Source organism: Xanthomonas nasturtii, assembly GCF_023337365.3.
Lineage (GTDB): Bacteria > Pseudomonadota > Gammaproteobacteria > Xanthomonadales > Xanthomonadaceae > Xanthomonas > Xanthomonas nasturtii.
Genome location: NZ_CP142084.2, coordinates 2,710,089 through 2,731,728, shown reverse-complemented (window position 1 = coordinate 2,731,728; position 21,640 = coordinate 2,710,089). Strand labels below are relative to the sequence as shown.

The window sequence follows — 21,640 nt, the reverse complement described above, 5'->3', positions numbered from 1 at the left end:
AAATCGGATGCATGATCCCCAGGTAGTGTGTCATGCAAAGAACGAAGCTGACGATCCAACAGCGTGCTGAATTGGAGGCGGTGATGCGCAAGCGTCACGGCAACGCCGCTTTGGTGCGCCGCGCGCGGTGTGTTGTGCTTTGGAGCGATGGAGAACGTCGAGTCCACATACGCACTAAGCTTGCCTGCAACGACGCATTCGTCTCGAAGTGGACGGCGGCGTTTGAGGCGCAAGGACTGGCCGGGCTGGTGTCGGTGCATCCTGGGCGTGCGCCGAAGATACCGACGGCCAAGCTGGAAGCGCGTGTGCTCAACCGCACGCTCAAGCACAAGCCCAAAGACGGTTCGACGCACTGGAGCAGTCGCAAGCTGGCTGCCGAGCTGGGCAATGTGTCGTTCTCGGCCGTCCAGCGCATTTGGCGCAAACACGGCGTGCGTCCGCATCGGTTGGACACCCACATGGTCTCCAACGACCCGGAGTTTGAGACCAAGGCCGCAGACGTGATCGGCCTGTACCTGGACCCGCCTGCGCACGCGGTGGTCTTCTGCGTGGACGAAAAGACCGCGATCCAGGCGCTGGACCGCAAGGACCGGATGCTTGCATTGGCACCCGGACGCGCGCAAAGCCACGGATTCGAATACAAGCGTAATGGCACACTGAGCCTGTTCGCCGCGCTCAATACGGGCACTGGCGAAGTGCTGGGCAAAACGGCAGCTCGTCACACCAGCGAGCAGTTCGTGACCTTCCTCGAAGAGGTTGTCGCCAGTCAGTCCAACGGCCGGGACATCCATGTCATCTGCGATAACGTCAGCAGCCACAAGACGCCGCTCGTGCATGCGTTCCTGGCCGAGTACCCCCGCGTTCATATGCACTACACCCCCACCTACTCGTCATGGCTGAACCAGGTCGAGAACTGGTTCGCCCGCATCCAGCGTGATGTCATCACACGCGGGGTTTTCTCCTCAGTCAAAGACCTCGATAAGAAGCTCATGCGCTACATCCGCCAGTACAACAAAAACCCAAAACCGCTGAAATGGACCTTCGCTGATCCAACTCGACGCATCACATCCGATTCCTCGGATTCAGTGCACTAGCCAGGCGCTGTCATGCCCGGATGGGAAAACACGCGCTGCCGGGCCGCAGTGCGGAGCAGTCGTTGCGAAGCGCCGACTCGGCGCGCGGGCAGGAGCGGTGTCGGCAGCCGAGCGCAGCGGAATGGATGCGTCCCGGCTGCCGGCGAGACCCGGCAGCGAGCAGCTACCGAACTTAGAACCTGTTCACAATCTTCTGAGTAACAGTGCCAAGAAGGCCAAATGGATGAACTGCAGGCTGGTGTTGAGTTTGCGCTCGCAGTTCTTCCATAGCCTTCGGTTCTTCTCCAGCCAAGCAAAACTACGCTCGACAATCCATCGCTTGGGCATGACCTTGAAGGTGTGCAGTTCGCTGCGCTTGGCAATCTGCACCGTGAGCTGCTCGCCTAAAATCTCTCGCGCGCCGCTGGCAAACGGTACTCCGGTGTAACCGCCGTCGCACAGTAAGCTTTGTACAAGCGTCAGGTTTGACTGACAGCGCTCCAACGCCTGCAGCGCACCTTTGCGGTCGGTCACCTCCGCCGTCGTCACCGCGATTGCGTGGGGCAACCCCTGACTATCAACAGCGATATGCCGTTTGATGCCCGACACCTTCTTGCCTGCGTCATACCCCTTTTGCCCAGCTGTGTCCGTGTTCTTGACGCTCTGCGCGTCCACGATCAAGAACCTGGTGCAAGCGTTGCGCCCCTGTCTCACGCGGGCCACGCCAACCTGATTTTTTGAGCGCCCGCTCCAGCAGGCTCACCCCCTCATCGTCGCACTCGCTCCACTTGGCAAAGTACGAGTGCACGGTCCGCCACTTCGGAAAGTCACTGGGTAGCGCTCGCCATTGGCAACCGGTTCGCAGCACGTACAACACTGCGCACCACACCTCATATAAATCCACACGGCGTGGCTTGGTGCGCTTGCGCGCTTGTTCCAGGATCGGCTGCACGTGTGCGAACTGCTCCCGGCTCATGTCACTCGGATAGCTCTTTTGGCGCATCCGCATAGTCTGCACTGATCTGCGAAGATCGTGAACAGGTTCTTACACCAGCGTGCTCCTGGCACGCTCCAGCACGCGCTGTGTCAAATTCGCCGCCTGCTGGTCGGCATCGGTCGCACGCAAGCGGAAGCGCGCGACTGCCGTGCGCAGATGCATGGCGCGTTCGCGCAACGAATCGCTGGAGGCGGCAACTTCTTCGACCAGCGAGCTGTTTTGCTGGTTGACGCTTTCCAGGTCGTCCACTGCGCGGCTGAGTTCCTGCAGCCCCGCAGACTGATCCTGCGCCGCTGCAGCCGCTTCACGCGATAGTTGCGCCACGCGCTCGTTGGAGGTGTTGATCGCCTCTAGCTGCATGCGGGTGGAGGCCACAAGATCGGTGCCCTCGTGCACACGCTGGCTGGAGTCGCTGATCAAGTCGCGGATCTCCTTGGCAGAGGAGGCGGTGCGATGGGCCAGATTGCGTACTTCGGTGGCAACCACGGCAAAGCCGCGGCCCTGTTCGCCGGCGCGCGCGGCTTCCACGGCCGCGTTTAGCGCAAGCAGGTTGGTCTGAAAAGCCACCGAGTCGATCAGGCCGATGATGTCGGCAATGCGGCGACTCGATTGGTTGATGCCCTCCATCGAATCGCCGGCCTTGCTCACGATCTCCGAGCCGCTGCGAGAATTGTCCAGCGCACCGACCGTCAGCTCGCTGGTCTGTCGGCTGTTCTCGGCTGCCTGCCGCGCCGATTCCAGCAACGACTTGATGCTGGCCGCACTCTGTTCCAGGGCTGCGGCCTGGCGCTCGGTGCGTCCGGACAGATCGCTATTGCCGGACGAGATCTCGTCGGCGCCGTTGCTCACATCCTCGGCGGTGGTGGCTACCTCGCTGATGACTTCGCGCAGGCTGTCGAGCGATCCGTTGAGGGTGGAAGTAAGTTCGCCCAGCTTGCCGGCATAGCGTCCCTCGACGCGTCGGGTGAGATCGCCATCGGCCAACGCGGCGGTGGTGGCGCCGATCTCGCTCAGCGCCAGGTCCAGCGCATCCAGCGATTGGTTGACCGCCTGTTTGAGCGCGCCCAGGTCGCCCGGCAACTCGGCATGAATGCGACGCTTGAAATTGCCCTCGGCGGTGGCCGTCATGCTGGCGCTCAACTCTTCCAGCGATTCCTGCAGCAGGTGCATGGCGCGATCCACCTTCAGACGTGACTCGCCGGGGACGTCTTCGCTCATGCGTGCAGCAAAATCGCCTTTGGCCAAGGCATCCATCACCGCATCCAGGGCCTGCATGGTCCGCTGCACGCTGTCGGCACCGGCGTTCACGCCTTGCTTGAGCCCGCCAAGCTCCCCGGGCAGATCGGCGCCGACGCGCTGGCTGAAATCGCCGCGTCCAACCGCCGCCAGGACCTGGTTGGTTTCGTTGATCGCAGCTTTCAGATCCATCAGCAGCGCGTTGAAGGAGCGGCACATGGTGCTCAATGCATCCTTACCCTCGTCTTCGACGTGCACATCGAAATCGCCGCGCGCAACCTTGCCGATCGCCTGATTGAGGCGCTCGATCGGGCGACGGATGGCCGCCTCGATCAGCAATGCGGCGAGCACCGTCAGCACCAGCAGCAACGCGGTGGCCGACGCGCCGATCCAGGTGGCACGGGTGGCTTGCACCGCTGCCTCGTTCAATGCGTTCTTGAAGCTGGTTTCGCTATCGCTGCCCAATGTATTTAGCGCTTCGCGCACCTGTTGGTAGGCGGCCTGCTTTTCAACTGCCAGCGCCTGAAACGACTGCATGTCGCCGGTGCCGCTGATGATGCCGCCAACGGCGAGCCGGCTCTTGTCGACATAGCGGTCCCATAGTGCGACCAGCTCGGTCACGCGCTTGGCGTAGGCCGGATCCTTGTCCTTGATCGAATCGATCTTCGTGCGCACGGTTTGCGCCAGCTTGGTGGCGTCTTCGACCAGAAACTCGTCCTTGTCGCCGAGCGCCTGGGTGAAGGTGGCCTGGGTTTCGATCAACCCCTGGTTGGCCTGCGCCGCCAGCGACATCACCGGCAGGGTATTGCTGGCAAATCGCTCCAGCGTTTTGATGTTGGTCCGCGAGGCCGAGATGCTGTAGACGCTGTAAAGCAGCAGGCCCAGCAGGGCGATGCTGGGCAGCATCAGGATCTTGCTGCGGATGGACACATAACGCAGCCACCGAGTCAGTGGTCCGCTTTCGCGCAAAAACGCTCCCCACCCGAAAAGTGAGAAGCGTGAGGCGTTTGATGACATGGGATCTCTCCTACCATTGGGGAGGGCCCGACGCACATGCGTTAGACCCTTGCTGATTCGGAACGGTCATCGAATCGGCGTTACCTGCGCATCGCACGCGCCAGTGGCCGGAGACCTGTACTTGTGCCTCGACTCCGCAAGCAGCTTGCGGCTGCACACGGATTGCGGTTGACTGTGCTCAGTACTTCAACAACACCTTGACCGAGTCGTCGATCGCCTTGTCGCTGATGTAGCCGACCGCGCCGGGATTGGCCTTCAGCTTCGCCTTGACCTCGGCATCGCCGGCCACATCGGTCGGCGCACTGGCCTTGCCGGAGAAGATCAGCTTGGACCAGTAGCCGGTCAGATCGGCGCCGGTCTTGCCTAGCACTTTGGTTTCGAATTCGGTGCGAGTGGCCGCGTCCTTCTGATAGAGAACTGTCAAGGTCTTGCCGCCGCTGGTGGTCTGGCGACCCAGAAACACCTTCTTGGCTTCTTCGACGTTGGGCACGCTGACCGGTGAATCCTTGGCCACCACCACCGCGCCGGCGATGACGTGAAAGGGTGACGCTGTGAGCAGGACTGCAAGGAGTGAGTAGAGAGTTTTCATGTGAGCTCCGTAATCGGCAAGGCTGGGTCAGAAGACGAAATCGAGTGCAACGGCGAATACGTTCGCCTTGCCGTCGAAGCCGGGCCGGAAGCTGCCGAGATCGAAGCTCTTGCCGATCGTGCCGTGGGTGTCGACCGAATCCCACTGCGCCTTCAGCGCCATCGAAGGATGAAAGTCCCAGCGCACGCCCACGGACGTGGTGGTCTGCTTGCCATTGAGCGGATTGACGTATTTCGGATCGGCCGCGGCGTAACCGACGAATGGTTGCAGGTTGCCGAATCGGTGTCCTACCAGCGCGTACCAGGCATCGGCGTTGCTTTCACGGCGCACGATATCGGTTCGGCGAGTGACATACTCGCCCTGGATCAACCAGTCGTTACGGTTGACGATCGCGCCGACCCCGGTGAAAGTGTAGGTATCCCCGAACACGCCGATCGGCCTGAGATCGATATCGCCCTTGGTGCGGCCGGCGCGCAACGTCAACCAGTCGTTTTCCCACACGGCGTTGACGCCGATGACATTCTTCTCCTTGCTTTCGAACGGGCCGAATCCGGCATTGATAGTAAACAGGTTCGAACCGGCCAGGGCGGTCCAATTCATGGTGCCGCCCCCAAGATCATGGGTATAAGTGATGTCGCCGCCTCGCAGCTGATCCACCACCGCTAAGCCATACACTTCATTGGGCGCGTGCACCCAGGGATTGGCGTATCCGATGTTGCGCGTATCGGAGATGGCGAAGGTGGGTGTGGCGATGCGTCCGCCACGAATCGCCAGGCCGGGCAGCGGTTCGATCTTGACGAACAGCCATTCGACCTGGGTGGCGCCGTACAACGAACTGCGGCGCTTGGTCAGCGTCTGCACTGTTGCAGACAGCCAGCTGTTGGCCCGCCCGGTGAGCTGCACGCCGAAATTCGAGTCAGTGCCGAGGTTGAACGAATCGGTGGCACCCTTGGTCTGCGATTCGCGGATGTAGCCGGCGTCGTCGGTATCGGTACGCAGCGCGGCCAGGGTGCCGAAGCCGCTCAGGGAGAAATGCTCGCCGATCTCGGTGGCAGCCAATGCCTGGGCTGAGGACAGCGAAAGAGCAGCGGACAGCAACGAGCGGGTAAGACGGTGACGATTGATCATGAGTCTCTCCTGGGCGGCGGGAGCGAGATGCACCACCAGACGCTAGGAGTATCGACACCTATTACAAAAAGTTAACGTTACTTCACGATGGTGAATATCTATCCACCGACATGCGGTGGGGGAAACTCCGACCCCATCTTTCGCCTGCAATTGGCATGCGGTAGCAGGTGCAAGCGTTATGCTGCTCGTCTTGATGCAAATGCAGCAGTTCTCCTCAAAAAAAGCTGTTATTGCTAAGCTCGCTTGCAGGCGAGTAGTGCTTAGGCGGGGAGATGTCCGACTCACATCACCGCACAAAATCCAAGTAAACGCGCAGTGAGTCGCCGGGAGAATCTAACATGCATAACGCAGTGTTAAATGCATTGCAGAAACTCGATGCGGCCCATCATCTGCATCCGTTCAACGACAACGCGGTATTGGCGCAGAAGGGCACGCGCATTCTGACGCGCGGTGAGGGGGTGTACGTCTGGGATGCCGATGGCAACCAGTTGCTCGATGCGTTTGGCGGCTTGTGGTGCGTCAATGTGGGCTACGGGCGCAAGGAACTGGCGCAGGCGGCGGCGCGGCAGATGGAGCAGCTGGCGTACTACAACAGCTTCTTTCAGTGCACCACCGAGCCCACCATCCAGTTGGCGGCGAAGCTGGCAGAGCTGGCACCCGGCGATCTGAATCATGCGTTCTTTGCCAACTCCGGGTCGGAGGCCAACGACACCATCCTGCGCCTGGTACGCCATTTCTGGGCGGTGCAGGGGCAGCCGCAAAAACGCATCTTCATCGGCCGCCATGACGGCTATCACGGTACCACCATGGCCGGGGCCAGCCTGGGTGGCATGCAGGGCATGCACAAGCAGGGCGGCTTGCCGATTCCGGATATCCACCACATCTGCCCGCCATATCACTTCGGCGATGGCGGGGAGATGGACCCTGAGGAGTACGGGTTAGTCGCGGCGCGTCGCCTGGAAGACAAGATCCTGCAGCTCGGGCCAGATAACGTCGCCGCTTTTATCGGCGAGCCGATCATGGGCGCGATCGGCGTGTATATCCCGCCGCGCAGTTACTGGCCGGAAATCGAGCGGATCTGCCGGCGCTACGACGTGCTGCTGGTGGCCGATGAAGTGATCTGCGGGTTCGGGCGCACCGGCGCGTGGTTCGGCGCGGACTACTTCGGTTTTCAGCCCGATGTGATGACGCTGGCCAAAGGCATTACCTCCGGCTACATCCCGCTGGCGGCGGCGATGTTCAACGATCGCGTGGCCGGCGTGCTCAAGACGCAAGGCGGCGAGCTGGCGCACGGTGGCACGTATGCCGGGCATCCGGTGTGCGCGGCAGTGGCGTTGGAGAACCTGCGCCTGCTGCAGGACGACGGCATCGTGGAGACCGCGCGCACGCAGATTGCGCCGTACCTGGCGCAGCGCTGGGCCGCGCTGGGCGAACACCGGCTGGTGGGCGAGGCGCGTATTGCCGGGCTGGTCGGGGCGCTGGAGCTGGTGCCGGACAAGCTGCGCCGCGGGGCGTATTTCCCGGGGCGTGGACGGGTAGGGGCACTGTGCCGCGATTTCGCACTGCGCCGCGGGCTGATCCTGCGCGCGACTTACGATGCCATGCTGCTGTCGCCGCCGTTGATCATCACCTGCGAGCAGGTGGATGAAGTATTCGACAAGGCCTGGGCCGCGCTGGACGACACCGCGCAGGCGCTGGGCAGATAGCGCAAGCTGCCGCCCGCCGGCGGCAAGGGAACACATCGGTGGCGGCCTTACGCAAGTACCGATGGCATCCGGGCACCAGCCGCGTTCGCCAGGAGGCCAGACACGCTGTGCCGGCCCGGTGCGCTGGGCAAACCCGGGCGGGGTGAGTAGGCTGGGCACGCCACCGGCGCCGACACCGGCTGCCCCACCGCGCTGCCCTGGAGACCCACATGACGCTGCGACTGCTCGCCCTGACGCTGTCCATCACCCTGTTGTCCGGCTGTGGCGGCGGTGGCGCGCCCGGCAAGACCGACGCGCAGGCCAAGGTGCTCAACGTCTACAACTATTCGGATTACATCGCCGAAGAGACCATTCCCGCATTCGAGAAAAGCACCGGTATCAAGGTCACCTACGACGTGTTCGACAGCGACGAAATGGTGGAAACCAAGTTGCTGGCGGGCGGCAGCGATTACGACGTGGTGGTGCCCACGCTGAACTTCTTCGGCCGGCAGATTCAGGCCGGTGTGTTCCTGCCGCTGGACAAGAGCAAGATCCCCAACCTGGTCAATCTGGATCCGGACGTGATGCGCCGCATCGCCGCGCAGGACCCGGACAACGCCTATGGCGTGCCGTACATGATCGGTACCACCGGCATCGGCTACAACGTCGACAAGCTCAAGGCGATCTTCGGCACAACCGATGTCGCCGCCAGCTGGGATCTGGTGTTCAAGCCGGAGAACCTGTCCAGGCTCAAGGACTGCGGCGTGACCATCCTGGACACGCCCTCGGACATGATTCCGATCGCGCTCAACTATCTCGGGCTGGATCCGCACAGCAGCGTGCCGGCCGAAATCGAAAAGGCGGCCGCGCTGATCAAGACCATCCGCCCGTATGTGCAGAACTTCCACTCCAGCCAGTACGTGACCTCGTTGGCCAACGGCAATACCTGCCTGGCGGTGGGTTGGTCGGGCGACATCATCCAGGCGCGCGACCGCGCGGTGGAAGCCGGCAACAACATCAAGGTGGCGTATGCGATTCCGAAAGAAGGCGCGCCGCAATGGTTCGACATGCTGGCCATCCCCAACGACGCCAAGCATCCGGAAAACGCCTACGCCTTCATCAATTACCTGCTGAAGCCCGATGTGGCCGCGGCAAACACCAACTTCATCCACTACGCCAACCCGGTGCGTACCGCCACACCGCTGGTGGATGCGGCGATCCGCAACGACCCCACCATCTACCCGCCGCCGGAGGTGACCGCCAAGATGTTCACCTACGCAATCAATCCGCCGGAAGTGGACCGGCTGTATACGCGGCTGTGGACCGAGATCAAGACCGGTCGGTAAGCCGCTGCGTGCGTCACCGCGGAATTGGCCGGGTCGCTGCGCCAGCGTAGCGACGATCCTGCACCGCAGTGCCGCCATCTGGCAAAACCGACGCATCGCGCGGGGCAGTCCGAGTGGCAGCTGACTGGCTCATCACGCAATCTGTACCGGGCGGTTCAAATAATTATACGGTTGCGCCGCCTCGTCGGAGCCGCTGATGCGGCCGCTGCATGGCGCGCTTGGCCCATTACACAGGACGCATCCTTTGAGCAACCACGACCATCAGTCCAATGACGGCCAGGCTTCGGCCACGGATGCGCAGGGCGCGCACAACGAGCAGGAGCCACCCAAGCCTTCGCCATTGAAGAACCCCAAGGTGAAGTGGACGCTGATTTTGGTGGGCGTGCTTGTGATGATTCTGCTGGTGGTGTGGCTGGCCTATTACCTGATCAAGGGCCGCTACATGCAGGACACCAACAACGCCTACCTGCAGGCCGATTCGGTGGCGGTGGCGCCGCGTGTCAGCGGTTACGTGACCAAGGTGATGGTGGGCGACAACCAGATCGTGGACGCGGGCCAACCGCTGCTGCAGATCGACGACCGCACCTATCAGGCCACCCTGCAGCAGGCCGAAGCCGCCATTGCCGCGCGCCAGGCCGATATCGCCGCCGCGACCGCCAATGTCTCCGCGCAGGAATCGGCGCTGGTGCAGGCGCGCACCCAGGTGACCGCGTCTGCGGCCAGCCTGAAGTTCGCCCAGGCCGAAGTGAAGCGCTTCGCACCACTGGCGGCCTCTGGTGCCGACACCCACGAGCATCAGGAGAGCCTGCAGCACGACCTGGCCCGCGCACGCGCCCAGTACGACGCCGCGCAGGCGCAGGCCAAGGCGGCCGAAAGCCAGATCCAGGCCAGCCGCGCGCAGCTGGAGCAGGCGCAGGCCGGCGTGAAGCAGGCCACCGCCGATGCCGACCAGGCCCGCGTGGCGGTGGAAGACACCCGTCTGACCAGCCGCATCCACGGCCGTGTCGGCGACAAGACCGTACAGGTTGGCCAGTTCCTCGGCGCCGGCACCCGCACCATGACCATCGTGCCGCAGGAATCGCTGTATCTGGTCGCCAATTTCAAGGAAACCCAGGTTGGCCTGATGCGTCCCGGCCAATCGGCCGAGATCGAGGTCGATGCGTTGTCCGGCGTGAAGCTGCACGGCAAGGTCGAAAGCCTATCGCCCGGCACCGGCTCGCAGTTCGCCTTGCTGCCACCGGAAAACGCCACCGGCAACTTCACCAAGGTGGTGCAGCGCGTGCCGGTGCGTATCCGCGTGCTGGCCGGTGAAGAGGCGCGCAAGGTGCTGGTGCCGGGCATGTCGGTGGAGGTCACCGTCGATACGCGCTCGGCCAAGGACGCCAAAGAGCGCGCCGAAAAAGAATCCGACCGCGTGCAGGAGCAGGAGCGCGCGCAGTGAGTGCAGCGGCCGCCACCGGCCAGGGTGCCGGCGGCAGCGTCCAGCGCGAGAAGGCCGAGCCGGGCGCATGGTTAGCCGTGCTGGCCGGCACCATCGGCTCGTTCATGGCCACGCTGGATATCTCCATCGTCAACGCAGCGCTGCCCACCATCCAGGGCGAGGTCGGCGCCAGCGGCACCGAGGGCACCTGGATCTCTACCGCGTATCTGGTCGCCGAGATCATCATGATCCCGCTGACCGGCTGGTTCGTGCGCACGCTGGGGCTGCGCAACTTCCTGCTGATCTGCGCGGTGATGTTCACCGCGTTCTCGGTGGTGTGCGGGTTATCCACCTCGCTCACGATGATGATCATCGGCCGCGTGGGGCAGGGCCTGGCCGGCGGTGCGCTGATCCCGACCGCGCTGACCATCGTGGCCACGCGCTTGCCGCCCAGCCAGCAGACCATGGGCACGGCGTTGTTCGGCATGACCGTGATCATGGGCCCGGTGATCGGCCCGCTGCTCGGCGGTTGGCTTACCGAAAACGTCAGCTGGCACTACGCGTTTTTCATCAACGTGCCCATCTGTGTGGGCCTGGTGGCGTTGTTGCTGCTCGGCCTAAAGCATGAAAAAGGCGACTGGGCGGGCCTGCTCAACGCCGATTGGCTGGGCATCTACGGGCTGACTGCCGGCCTGGGCGGGCTCACCGTGGTGCTGGAAGAAGGCCAGCGCGAGCGCTGGTTCGAGTCCAGCGAGATCAACATGCTGAGCCTGATCGCCTTGAGCGGGTTCATTGCGCTGGTGATCGGCCAGTTCCGCAAGCGCGCGCCGGTGATCCGGCTGTCGCTGCTGCTGCATCGCAGTTTCGGCGCGGTGTTCATCATGATCATGGCGGTGGGCATGATCCTGTTCGGCGTGATGTACATGATCCCGCAGTTTCTGGCGGTGATCTCCGGCTACAACACCGAGCAGGCAGGCTACGTGCTGCTGCTGTCGGGCCTGCCCACCGTGCTGCTGATGCCGATGATGCCCAAACTGCTGGAGGTGGTGGACGTGCGCATCCTGGTGATTGCCGGGTTGATCTGTTTTGCCGCGGCGTGCTTCGTCAATCTGTCGCTGACCGCCGACACCGTGGGCATGCATTTTGTCGCCGGGCAGTTGCTGCAAGGTTGTGGGTTGGCGCTGGCGATGATGTCGCTCAACCAGGCGGCCATCTCGTCGGTGCCGCCGGAGCTGGCCGGCGATGCCTCTGGCCTGTTCAACGCCGGGCGCAACCTGGGCGGCTCGGTGGGGTTGGCGCTGATCTCCACGTTTCAGGAGCGCCGCATGACCTTCCATACCGAGACCATCGGCAGCGCCATCACCGCCAATGCCGCACGCGCGCAGGATTTTCTGGCTGGCCTGAGCGCGCAGATGCAGGGCAGCGCCGGTGCCGACGCGGCCAACCGCTCGATCGCGCAGCTGGCCCGGCTGGTGCAACAGCAGGCCCTGGTGATGACCTATAGCGATCTGTTCTGGATCTTCGGCGTGATCGTGGTCTGCACGATTCCGCTGGCCTTTTTGCTCAAGCCGTTACCCAAGGGGGCGCACCTTGCAATGCACTGATTCCATGCGCCTGATCCGCATGCCCCTGGCTGCGGCGTTGAGCACGCTGGTGCTCGGCGGCTGCATGCTCGGCCCCAACTACACCAAGCCGCCGGCCGTGGCCGATGCGGCGATACAAGCGCCGGCCCTGCATCGTGCCAGCGGCGCGGATGTGGTCCCCGCCGCACCGTTGAACCATTGGTGGGAGCAACTCAACGACCCGCAGCTGACCCAGCTGGTCACCCAGGCACTGGCCGACAGCCCCAACCTGCGCGCCGCGCAAGCGCGCCTGCGTGCCAACCGCGCGCTGGCACAGCAACGCCGCGCCGAACGGCTGCCCAAGCTCAATGCCAGCGCGGTCTACGCCTATGCCGAACCGCCGCAGACCATCGTCGATACGCTGGGCGGCCTGCAGCAAGGCCAGCCCGGGCAACCGCCGGCGACAGGCGATCAGGCGCTGGACCTGGACAAGACCCAGATCTATAGCGCCGGCTTCGATGCCAGCTGGGAACTGGATGTCTTCGGCCGCCGCCGCCGCGCCGCCGACGGTGCGTTGGCGCAGGCGCAGGCCTCCGAGGCCGAGCTGGCCGATGCGCAGGTGCAGCTGGCCGCTGAAGTCGGGCAGGTCTATCTCAATTACCGCGGCTTGCAGGCGCGGCTGGCCATTGCCGATGCCAACCTGGACAAGATCCGCCAGTCGTTGCAGCTGGTGCAGCAACGCCGTGGGCAGGGCGCCGCCTCGGACCTGCAGGTCGAGCAGATCGCCACGCAAGTGCAGCAGCAACAGGCGCAGCGCCTGCCGCTGGAAATGCAATCGCAGGAAGCGCTGGACCAGCTGGCACTGATGGTCGGGCGCGAACCCGGTGCGCTGGATGCGCAGCTGAGCGCGCCGCAGCCATTGCCGATGCTGCCCACCCAGGTGCGCGTGGACGATGCCGGCGCGTTGATCCGTCGGCGCCCGGATGTGCGCAAGGCCGAGCGCGAGCTGGCCGCCTCCAGCGCGCAGATCGGCGAGGCGCTGAACGGCTATTTCCCGCAGGTGAGTCTGCTGGGCGGGTTGAGTTGGGTCGCCGGCTCGCCGAGCGATTTCAATTCCGATGCGCTGACCACCCTGGCGGTGCCGATGCTGCGCTGGTCGATCTTCGATTTCGGCAAGACCCGCGCGCAGGTGGAGCAGGCACGCGCCGGCAATGCCGGGCGCGAGGCGGCGTATGAAGCGGCGGTGCTGGCTGCGTTGCAGGACGCCAATTCGGCGTTGGCGCGCTTCGGTTCGGCACGCAAGCAGCTGGTGGTCGCGCGCCAGGCCGAAGCCTCGGCCACGCGTTCGGCCGGGCTGATGCAGCAACGGCGCGATGCCGGCGCCACTTCGTCGATCGACCTGCTGGACGTGCAGCGCCAGCAACTGTCCGCGCAGGACGCCGCCGCGCAGGCACAGGTGCAATTGTTGGTGAACTACGTCGCGCTGCAGAAGAGCCTGGGCCTGGGCTGGAGCCAGGCGCCGCAGGAGACGCGCTGATTGCAGTTTTCGGTGCGAGCATCCACGCCTGGACGCCCGAGCCTGCCAGGGTTGTCACGGCGGGCCAGCAACGGCTTCGTGGCTCCATAGCAGACGCCGCCACCAGCGCTGGGGCGGTGACTTGCCCAGGGGCTGCTTCGATCGTCGCGCCGAGTCGCGATACCTTGAAACACGCGGCAGCCGACACATGCTTTTGCCATCATGGCGCGCAGGCTCTGCACACGGCGCCTGCGCGTGCCGCAATCGAGAGGAACCATGTCACTGACCGAGGCCTTGCCGCCATCTTCCAGCGCCGCAGGTGCCGGCTATCTGTCCATCAGCGAGGTCCGCAAGGAATTCGACGGGTTTGTTGCGGTCGACGATGTCAGCCTGCAGATCCGCAAGGGCGAAATCTTCGCGCTGCTGGGCGGCTCGGGCAGCGGCAAATCCACCCTGCTGCGCTGCCTGGCCGGGTTCGAGCGGCCCACCAAGGGGCGCATTGTTCTGGATGGTCAACCCATCGACGCGCTGCCGCCCTACGAGCGGCCGATCAACATGATGTTCCAGTCGTACGCGTTGTTTCCGCATATGAGCGTGGAGCAGAACATCGCCTTCGGGCTGAAGCAGGGAGGGTTATCAAAGGCGGCAATCGTCGCCCGCGTTAGCGAGATGCTCGAGCTGGTCCAGCTGGGCAGCCTGGCCAGGCGCAAGCCGCATCAGCTCTCTGGCGGGCAGCAGCAACGCGTGGCATTGGCGCGCTCGCTGGCCAAGCGGCCCAAGCTGCTGTTGCTGGACGAACCGATGGGCGCGCTGGACAAGAAATTGCGCTCGCAGATGCAGCTGGAGCTGGTCAACATCATCGAAACCTCCGGCGTCACCTGTGTCATGGTCACCCACGATCAGGAAGAGGCCATGACCATGGCCACCCGCATTGCGCTGATGGACCAGGGCTGGATCCAGCAGGTCGGCACGCCCGACGAAATCTACGAACAACCGGCCAATCGCTTCGCCGCCGAATTCATCGGCTCGGTCAATCTGATCGACGCGGTCATCGCCGAAGACCAGCCGGATTACGTCAGCTTGAAGACGCCGGCCTTCGACGCCTGCATCCGCATCGGCCACGGCATCACTGGCTTCGAAGGGCAGTCGGTGGCATTTGCGCTGCGTCCAGAAAAACTCTCCATCGGCAAGGACGCGCCGGCGCAGGCCTGCAACAAGGCGCAGGGCGTGATCGAAGACATCGCCTATTTCGGCAGCCATTCGGTGTATCACGTGCGCTTGCCCAGCGGGGTCAAGCTGATGGCCAACTTCGCCAATCGCCAGCGCTGGGCCAGCGAAGCGCTGACCTGGGGCGATGCGGTCTGGGTGGGCTGGGGCGAGGACGACGGCGTGGTGCTCACCGCATGAAACGCTTGTTCCGCCGCGGGCTGCCGGGCGCGCGCTGGGGTGTGATCGGCGCGCCATATCTGTGGTTGCTGGTGTTCTTTGCGATCCCGTTCCTGATCGTGTTGAAGATCTCGTTTGCCGAGCGCGCCACTGCGATGCCGCCGTATACGCCGCTGTTCGCGTATGCAGCCGATGGCGCAGTGAGCGTCAAGCTGCATCTGGGCAATTATCTGGTGCTGTTGCGCGACAGCCAGTACGTGGCCGCGTATCTGAGTTCGATCAAGATTGCGGCCATTTCCACGGCGCTCGCGTTGTTGATCGGTTACCCGATGGCGTATGTCATCGCACGCCTGCCGCTGGCTACCCGCAACGTGGCGATGATGCTGGTGGTGCTGCCGTCGTGGACCTCGTTCCTGATCCGCGTCTATGCATGGATCGGCATTCTCGATGGCAACGGCCTGCTCAATCGGGCGTTGCTGGCGCTGGGCGTGATCAAGCAGCCATTGCAGTTGCTGTATACGCCCGTCGCCGCCTACATCGGCATCGTGTACTGCTATCTGCCCTTCATGGTGCTGCCGCTGTACGCCAACCTGGTCAAGCACGACAACCGCCTGCTGGAAGCGGCCTACGACCTGGGCGCGCGTCCGTGGCAGGCGTTTGTGCGCATCACCTTGCCGCTGTCGCGCAACGGCATCGTGGCCGGCTGCATGCTGGTGATGATTCCGGCTGTGGGCGAGTTCGTGATTCCGGAAATGCTGGGCGGCCCCAATACCTTGATGATCGGCCGGGTGCTGTGGGGCGAGTTCTTCAACAACCGCGACTGGCCGGTGGCCGCCGCCGTGGCCACGGTCATGCTGGTCTTGCTGATGGTGCCGATCGTGATCTTCCACCGCTACCAGCAGCGCGAGCTGGAAGGGCGGCTGACATGATGCGCGCCTCCCGCAGTGGACGTCTGCTCGGTGGCAGCGCACTCGCGCTGGGGTTCGGATTCCTGTATCTGCCGATCCTGTTGCTGATGGTGTACTCGTTCAATGCTTCGCGCCTTGCCACGGTGTGGGGCGGGTTCTCGACGCGGTGGTATGGCGAACTGCTGCGTGACCGGCAATTGCTGGACGCGGCCTGGATCAGCCTGGAAGTCGCGTTCTGGACGGCGTGCGCGTCGACGGTGCTGGGCACGATGGCCGCAATGGCGATGGTGCGCATGCGCCGTTTTCCAGGCAAGACCTTGTTCGGCGCATTGATCACCGCGCCGCTGGTGATGCCCGAGGTGATCATCGGTCTGTCGATCCTGTTGCTGTTGGTCTCGATGGGCGGCGTGCTCGGTATCGCGCCACGTGGCGCGGTGGCGATCTGGGTGGCGCATGTGACCTTCACCGTCTCGTTCGTGACGGTGGTGATTTCCTCGCGGCTGCAGGAACTGGACCGCTCGCTGGAAGAAGCGGCGATGGATCTCGGTGCCACGCCACTGAAGGTATTTTTCTTGATCACCTTACCGATCATCGCGCCGGCGCTGGCCTCGGGCTGGCTGCTGGCCTTTACCCTGTCGCTGGACGATGTGGTGATTGCCAGTTTCCTCGCGGGGCCCAGCTCCACCACCTTGCCGATCAAGGTCTTCGCCTCGGTGCGGTTGGGCATCAGCCCGAAGATCAACGCGCTTGCCACGCTGATGGTGCTGGCGGTGTCGATTGCCGCAGTGATCGGCTGGTGGCTGCTGGCACGCAGCGAAAAGCGCCGCCTGCGCGATGTCCAATTGGCATTACAACGCGAAGGTTGAGGGCTGCGAGATGTCAGGCGCGTCGTTCGATGCGTGCAGCGCCTTCCTGCCTGTTCGGGCTGGTGCGCCAGGACCGCGGCGAGCGGTGCCTGCAAAGTGTAGGCAGCCGTGTGCACGCGAATACACTGTTGCAGCATTTTCAGGCGATTGTGACGCGACCCCAACTTGCCGACGACTAGCATGACCGCCTCGCAACAGGAGACTGTCATGTCCTACGACACCGTCAACCCGGCCAACGGCCAAGTCGAACACACCCAGCAGACCCTGGACGCCGCCGGCATCGAAGCGCGTCTGGCCGCTTCCGCCAAGGCGTTTCCGGCCTGGGCCGCGTTGCCGCTTGCCGAGCGGGGTGCGTTGCTGCGCCGCGTTGGCGAAGAGCTGACCAGGCGGCGCGAGGATCTGCAGCGCATCATGACCGCCGAGATGGGCAAGTTGCGCGTCGAAGCGCTGGCCGAGATCGACAAGTGCGCGCAAGGGTGCGCCTATTACGCCGACCATGCAGCCGAGTATCTGGCGCCGCGCGAGATTCCCACCGAAGCGCAATCGAGCTATGTGCGCTACGAACCGTTGGGCTGCGTCTTCGCGGTGATGCCGTGGAATTTCCCGCTGTGGCAGGCGTTCCGGTTTCTGGCGCCGGGCCTGATGGCCGGCAACGTGGCACTGCTCAAGCACGCCAGCAATGTGCCGCGCTGCGCCGATGCCATGAAAGAGGTGCTCGATGCCGCGGGCATTCCGCCGGGCGTGTTCGACGTGCTGCATATCGACAACGACCAGGCCGCCGATGTGTTGCGCGACGACCGCATTGCCGCGGTGACGCTCACCGGTAGCGAACGCGCCGGGCGCTCGTTGGCCGCCAATGCCGGCGACCAGCTGAAGAAGTGCGTGATGGAGCTCGGCGGCAGCGATGCCTTCGTGGTGCTGGAAGACGCCGAGTTGGAGCACACCGTGCAGTCCGCAGTGCAGTCGCGCTTCGACAACAGCGGGCAGACCTGCATCGCCGCCAAGCGTTTCATCGTGGTGGACGCGATTGCCGACCGGTTTATCGAGCGCTTTGTCGCTGCGGCGTCCAAGCGTGTGGTTGGCGATCCGCAGCAGGAAAGCACTACATTGGCACCGATGGCGCGTGCCGACCTGCGCGACGAACTGCACAAGCAGGTGCAGGCCAGCGTCGCCAAGGGCGCCACGGTCTTGCTGGGCGGCGAACCGGTGGCCGGCTCGCATGCCGGCTACCCGGCGACCATCCTGGACAATGTGGCGCCCGGCATGCCGGCCTACAACGAAGAATTCTTCGGCCCGGTCGCTTCGATCATTCGGGTGGCCGACGAGGCAGAGGCGGTGCGCGTCGCCAACGACACCACCTTCGGGCTGGGCGGCAGCGTGTGGACGGCAGACGCCAAGCGCGGCGAACGCGTAGCGCAGCAGCTGCAGTGCGGCGCGGCCTTCGTCAACTCGGTGGTCAAGAGCGATGTGCGCCTGCCGTTCGGCGGCATCAAGCGCTCAGGCTTTGGCCGCGAACTGGCCGATCACGGCATCCACGAGTTCATGAACATCAAGACGATTTATGTGGCTTGAAAGCCGGGATTCGGGAATCGGGATTTGGGATTCGCAAGAGCATGATTCGTTGATGACTTAACACTTGTTTTGCCATCAACGCGCAGCCGCTCTCTGGCCAATCCCGAATGCCGAATGCCCAATCCCGGCCCTAAAGCCACCGCGCGCGCTTGAACAGGCGATACAACACCAGGCACGAAGCGACCACGCCGCCCACCAATAGCGGGTAGGCGTAAGGCTTGTCGAGCTCAGGCATGTGGGTGAAGTTCATGCCGTACCAACTGGTGATCAGCGTGGGGGCGGCCAGCAGGGCGGCCCAGGCGCCGAGGCGTTTGACGGTTTCGCCCTGCGCGAGCGTCACCATCGAGAGGTTGACGCTCAGCGCGGTGCCCAGCATCTCGCGCAAGGTGTCGATGGCATCGTTGATGCGCACTGCGTGATCGAGCACGTCGCGCAAATAGATGCCGACCTCGTCCTGAATCAGCCCGCCGGGATTGCGCTTGAGGTGCGAGAGCACATCCTGCAGCGGCGCCACCACCAGCCGCATCTTGTTGAGTTCGCGCTTGAGCTCATACAGGCGTACCACGGTTTCGCGCTTGTAGTTGTCGGCAAAAATGTCCTTTTCCAGGCCTTCCAGCGTGTCGCGGAACTCGTCCATGATCGGCAGATAGTTGTCGACCACGAAATCCAGCACGCCATACAGGCAGAACGAAGCGCCCATGCCCAGCATCGCCGGTTCGCGTTCGACCCGGTGCCGCACCGGCGCATATGAAAGCGATGCGCCGTGCCGCACCGTCAACAGAAAACGCGCGCCCAGAAACGCATGCGTTTCACCGTAGCGGATGCGTTCGTTGACCAGCTGGGCGGTGTTGACCACGACGAATAGCGAGTTACCGTAACTCTCGGCCTTGGGGCGCTGATGCGCCTTGAGCGCATCTTCGATCGCCAGATCGTGCAGGCCGAACTCGTCCTGCAATTTGCGCAGCACCGACTCCTGCGGCTCGTACAGGCCCACCCACACACAGCCATCGGGGCGCTGCAGCACATCGCTGATCTGCTCCAGGCTGATGTCGTGGCGTGTGCCGTCGCCGTCGTAATAGGCGCAGGTGATGACGCAGGACGGATTGTCTGGATGACGGCCGTGGGTGTTCATTGGCGCATCCTGGATCAGCGCGTGTGGACGGGCACGTCACGCCGGCGCAGGGCGACCGCGAGCGCGGTATGGATCGGCAACAGCAGCAGCACCCATTGCAGGTTGTCCTGCGGCTGGAACGACAGCCAGTGGATCACCAACGCCAGCAACGCGCAGGCGGCCACCAGCCAGGCCAACACGTTGAACCAGCGGCCCGGCCGATGGCCCAGCTGCAGCCGGATGCCGCCGAACCACAGCAGCAGGCACAGCGGATTGACCAGCAGCAGGTTGCGGTTGGCCCATGCCGATTGATGCGCGGTGAAGCCCCACAGATACACCAGCAGACCGCCGCCGATGGCGCAGAACAGCCACAGCGGTAACGCCAGCCCTGCCAACAATCGCTGCCTGCGGCCCAGGGCCAGGACGCCGGCCGCAACGACGAGCCCGCTCAACAACCATGGCCACCAGTGCCGCTGTTGTTCGGCCGGCTCCGGTGCGATGCGATGCGGCAATAACACCTGGGTGGATTGCACCAACGGCCGGCCGGCGCTGTTGTGCACCTGGGTCAGGCTGTCGGCCAGACGCATCGGCACGAAGGCTTCTTCCCAGCGCGACAGCGGGCGATCGGCATATGGCCCAAGGCCGAGGTCGAAGCCCAGCCACATCCACGCGGCAGGGGAGGCCAGGCGCACCGCTTCGCTGCGGAAGGTGTTGCCGCGCGAACGGCCGGCCAGCTGCGATTTGAGCGCGCCGCCCATCGCACGGTCCAGCGTGTCGCGGACCATGGTGGCGCAGTTGGCCATGAAGTAATCGTAGTGATACCGCGCGTTTTCCGGCTGGCTACGCACCGCCAGGCCATTGGCCAGGGCGCGCGCCTGTTCCGGCGGCAGATCCAGCCACTGGATACTGACGCCGCGGCCGATCGCACGATATTGCGACAGGTCTTCTTCCAGCGGCAGCGCCACCAGGTAGTACATCATTTCGCCACGCGCAAAGCGCGGCACGAAGTCCGGCTCGCTGGGGTCGAAAAAACCGAAGTTGTAGGAGGTGGCCTGTTGGGTGAGCGGGTCGACCACCACGATGGCATCGTGGCCGAAACGCTCAAAAAACACCTCGCCGGGCTGCATGGTCACCACACCGACCCGCGGCGCCGGTGCGGCAGCTGGCGCAATGCCCTGGGCAGCCCCGCCCTGAACCGCCTGCGCGATTGCAAGTGGCGTTGTCAGCAACGTCATCAAGAGCAGCGCCCAGCAGGCGAGCCACCGCCGGGCGCCGCCGCGCAGCGGCCCCGTGCAGGCATTGCGGGTGGGCTGGTTCAAGCGTCGTCCTGCGGGTCGGGCGGCAGAATGGTGACGTGGAAGGCGTGCACGCGCCGCGCATCGGCCTTGGCCACGCGGAACGCGAATCGGCCCAGGGTCAGCTCTTCGCCGGTCTCGGGCAGATGCCCGATCGCATCGGTAACCAGCCCGCCAACGGTGTCGTATTCGTCGTCGGGGAAATCGGCGCCGAAGCGTTCGTTGAAGTCCTCGATCGGCGTCAGCGCATCGACCACGTAGCGGCCGTCGGCCTGGATCGCGATCAGCGAATTCTCTTCCTCGGCATCGTCGTGCTCGTCGTCGATCTGGCCGACGATCTGCTCCAGCACGTCCTCGATGGTGACCAGGCCGGCGACGCCGCCGTACTCGTCCACCACAATCGCCATGTGGTTGCGCGAGAGGCGAAACTCCTTGAGCAACACGTTGAGCTTCTTGGACTCGGGAATCAGTACCGCCGGGCGCAACAGCTCGCGTACATTGCCGGGGCCGTTGTCGGCAACCACGCCTCGCAGCAGGTCCTTGGCCAGCAGGATGCCGAGCACTTCGTCCTTGTTCTCGCCGTGGACCGGGAAGCGTGAATGGCCGGATTCGACCACCTGCTTCATCAGGTCGATGAAGCGCGCTTCCACCGGCAGCGACACCATCTGCGAGCGTGAGATCATCACATCGCCCACAGTGAGCTCGGACACGGAGATCGCGCCTTCCATCATGCGCAAGGTGTCTGCAGCGATAAGACCGTCCTGTTCGGCCGTCCGCAGCAGGGCGACGAGTTCGTCGCGGGTATGGGGTTCGCCAGAGAAGGCAGCGCTCAGGCGCTCGAGCCAGCTACGGCGTTTTTCCGGTGTTTCTGGGGATTGGCTACTGTCGTCTTCGGACATCGTGACGGGGAACGGCACCCGGCAAACCAGGCGT

Annotated in this window: 17 protein-coding genes; 10 read left to right on the top strand and 7 right to left on the bottom strand. The window is 64.0% G+C overall.

The window, feature by feature from the left end:
- Positions 1–32: 32 nt before the first annotated feature.
- Positions 33–1,094 carry an IS630 family transposase gene (locus M3O59_RS11985; protein ID WP_330462187.1) on the top strand — a complete coding sequence of 354 codons (1,062 nt, stop codon included), beginning with the start codon at positions 33–35 and terminating at the stop codon, positions 1,092–1,094.
- Between the two features lie 183 nt (positions 1,095–1,277).
- On the opposite strand, the gene M3O59_RS11980 is transcribed toward M3O59_RS11985, so the two are convergent.
- The 4 genes from M3O59_RS11980 to M3O59_RS11965 all read right to left on the bottom strand — a co-directional run bounded on the left by M3O59_RS11980 (position 1,278) and on the right by M3O59_RS11965 (position 6,040).
- Positions 1,278–2,076, bottom strand: a protein-coding gene (locus tag M3O59_RS11980; RefSeq protein WP_330462772.1) for an IS5 family transposase whose coding sequence is annotated in 2 segments (ribosomal slippage) — positions 1,278–1,806 and positions 1,805–2,076 — 801 coding nt in all. Because the reading frame shifts where the segments join, the coding sequence is not laid out codon by codon here.
- 42 nt (positions 2,077–2,118) lie between these two features.
- Entirely contained in the window at positions 2,119–4,359 is a 2,241-nt protein-coding gene (locus M3O59_RS11975) for a methyl-accepting chemotaxis protein (RefSeq protein WP_373418972.1), read from the bottom strand.
- A gap of 142 nt (positions 4,360–4,501) precedes the next feature.
- Entirely contained in the window at positions 4,502–4,912 is a 411-nt protein-coding gene (locus M3O59_RS11970) for a type 2 periplasmic-binding domain-containing protein (RefSeq protein WP_147308433.1), read from the bottom strand.
- A 27-nt stretch (positions 4,913–4,939) separates the two neighbouring features.
- Positions 4,940–6,040 (bottom strand): hypothetical protein, encoded by a 1,101-nt coding sequence (locus M3O59_RS11965; RefSeq protein WP_147308432.1) that lies wholly within the window; start codon positions 6,038–6,040, stop codon positions 4,940–4,942.
- Positions 6,041–6,378: 338 nt separating this feature from the next.
- On the opposite strand from M3O59_RS11965, the gene M3O59_RS11960 reads away from it, so the two are divergent.
- The 9 genes from M3O59_RS11960 to M3O59_RS11920 all read left to right on the top strand — a co-directional run bounded on the left by M3O59_RS11960 (position 6,379) and on the right by M3O59_RS11920 (position 18,301).
- Entirely contained in the window at positions 6,379–7,746 is a 1,368-nt protein-coding gene (locus tag M3O59_RS11960; protein ID WP_116904978.1) for an aspartate aminotransferase family protein, read from the top strand.
- Positions 7,747–7,955: 209 nt separating this feature from the next.
- Positions 7,956–9,071, top strand: coding sequence for a polyamine ABC transporter substrate-binding protein (locus tag M3O59_RS11955; protein ID WP_116904977.1), 1,116 nt, complete (start codon positions 7,956–7,958; stop codon positions 9,069–9,071).
- Positions 9,072–9,315: 244 nt separating this feature from the next.
- Positions 9,316–10,512 carry an HlyD family secretion protein gene (locus M3O59_RS11950; protein ID WP_116904976.1) on the top strand — a complete coding sequence of 399 codons (1,197 nt, stop codon included), beginning with the start codon at positions 9,316–9,318 and terminating at the stop codon, positions 10,510–10,512.
- A complete protein-coding gene (locus M3O59_RS11945; RefSeq protein WP_116904975.1) occupies positions 10,509–12,095 on the top strand; it encodes an MDR family MFS transporter in 1,587 nt (528 codons plus the stop codon). Before M3O59_RS11950 ends, M3O59_RS11945 begins: the two co-directional genes overlap by 4 nt.
- Before the next feature lie 4 nt (positions 12,096–12,099).
- The gene (locus M3O59_RS11940; RefSeq protein ID WP_181920437.1) at positions 12,100–13,590 is read left to right on the top strand and encodes an efflux transporter outer membrane subunit; all 1,491 of its coding nucleotides are present in this window, start codon (positions 12,100–12,102) and stop codon (positions 13,588–13,590) included.
- Positions 13,591–13,845: 255 nt separating this feature from the next.
- A complete protein-coding gene (locus M3O59_RS11935) occupies positions 13,846–14,976 on the top strand; it encodes an ABC transporter ATP-binding protein (protein ID WP_181920436.1) in 1,131 nt (376 codons plus the stop codon).
- The gene (locus M3O59_RS11930; protein ID WP_064631058.1) at positions 14,973–15,884 is read left to right on the top strand and encodes an ABC transporter permease subunit; all 912 of its coding nucleotides are present in this window, start codon (positions 14,973–14,975) and stop codon (positions 15,882–15,884) included. Before M3O59_RS11935 ends, M3O59_RS11930 begins: the two co-directional genes overlap by 4 nt.
- A complete protein-coding gene (locus M3O59_RS11925) occupies positions 15,881–16,729 on the top strand; it encodes an ABC transporter permease subunit (RefSeq protein ID WP_116904973.1) in 849 nt (282 codons plus the stop codon). Before M3O59_RS11930 ends, M3O59_RS11925 begins: the two co-directional genes overlap by 4 nt.
- 180 nt (positions 16,730–16,909) lie before the next feature.
- A complete protein-coding gene (locus M3O59_RS11920) occupies positions 16,910–18,301 on the top strand; it encodes an NAD-dependent succinate-semialdehyde dehydrogenase (protein ID WP_249047335.1) in 1,392 nt (463 codons plus the stop codon).
- A 130-nt stretch (positions 18,302–18,431) separates the two neighbouring features.
- On the opposite strand, the gene M3O59_RS11915 is transcribed toward M3O59_RS11920, so the two are convergent.
- From M3O59_RS11915 to M3O59_RS11905, 3 genes are read right to left on the bottom strand one after another with little or no spacing between them, the layout of a single operon-like run.
- Positions 18,432–19,433, bottom strand: coding sequence for a magnesium and cobalt transport protein CorA (locus tag M3O59_RS11915; protein ID WP_064631061.1), 1,002 nt, complete (start codon positions 19,431–19,433; stop codon positions 18,432–18,434).
- Positions 19,434–19,447: 14 nt separating this feature from the next.
- Positions 19,448–20,731 carry a lipoprotein N-acyltransferase Lnb domain-containing protein gene (locus tag M3O59_RS11910; protein ID WP_064631063.1) on the bottom strand — a complete coding sequence of 428 codons (1,284 nt, stop codon included), beginning with the start codon at positions 20,729–20,731 and terminating at the stop codon, positions 19,448–19,450.
- Positions 20,728–21,606 (bottom strand): HlyC/CorC family transporter, encoded by an 879-nt coding sequence (locus tag M3O59_RS11905; RefSeq protein WP_064631067.1) that lies wholly within the window; start codon positions 21,604–21,606, stop codon positions 20,728–20,730. Before M3O59_RS11905 ends, M3O59_RS11910 begins: the two co-directional genes overlap by 4 nt.
- Between the last annotated feature and the right edge of the window lie 34 nt (positions 21,607–21,640).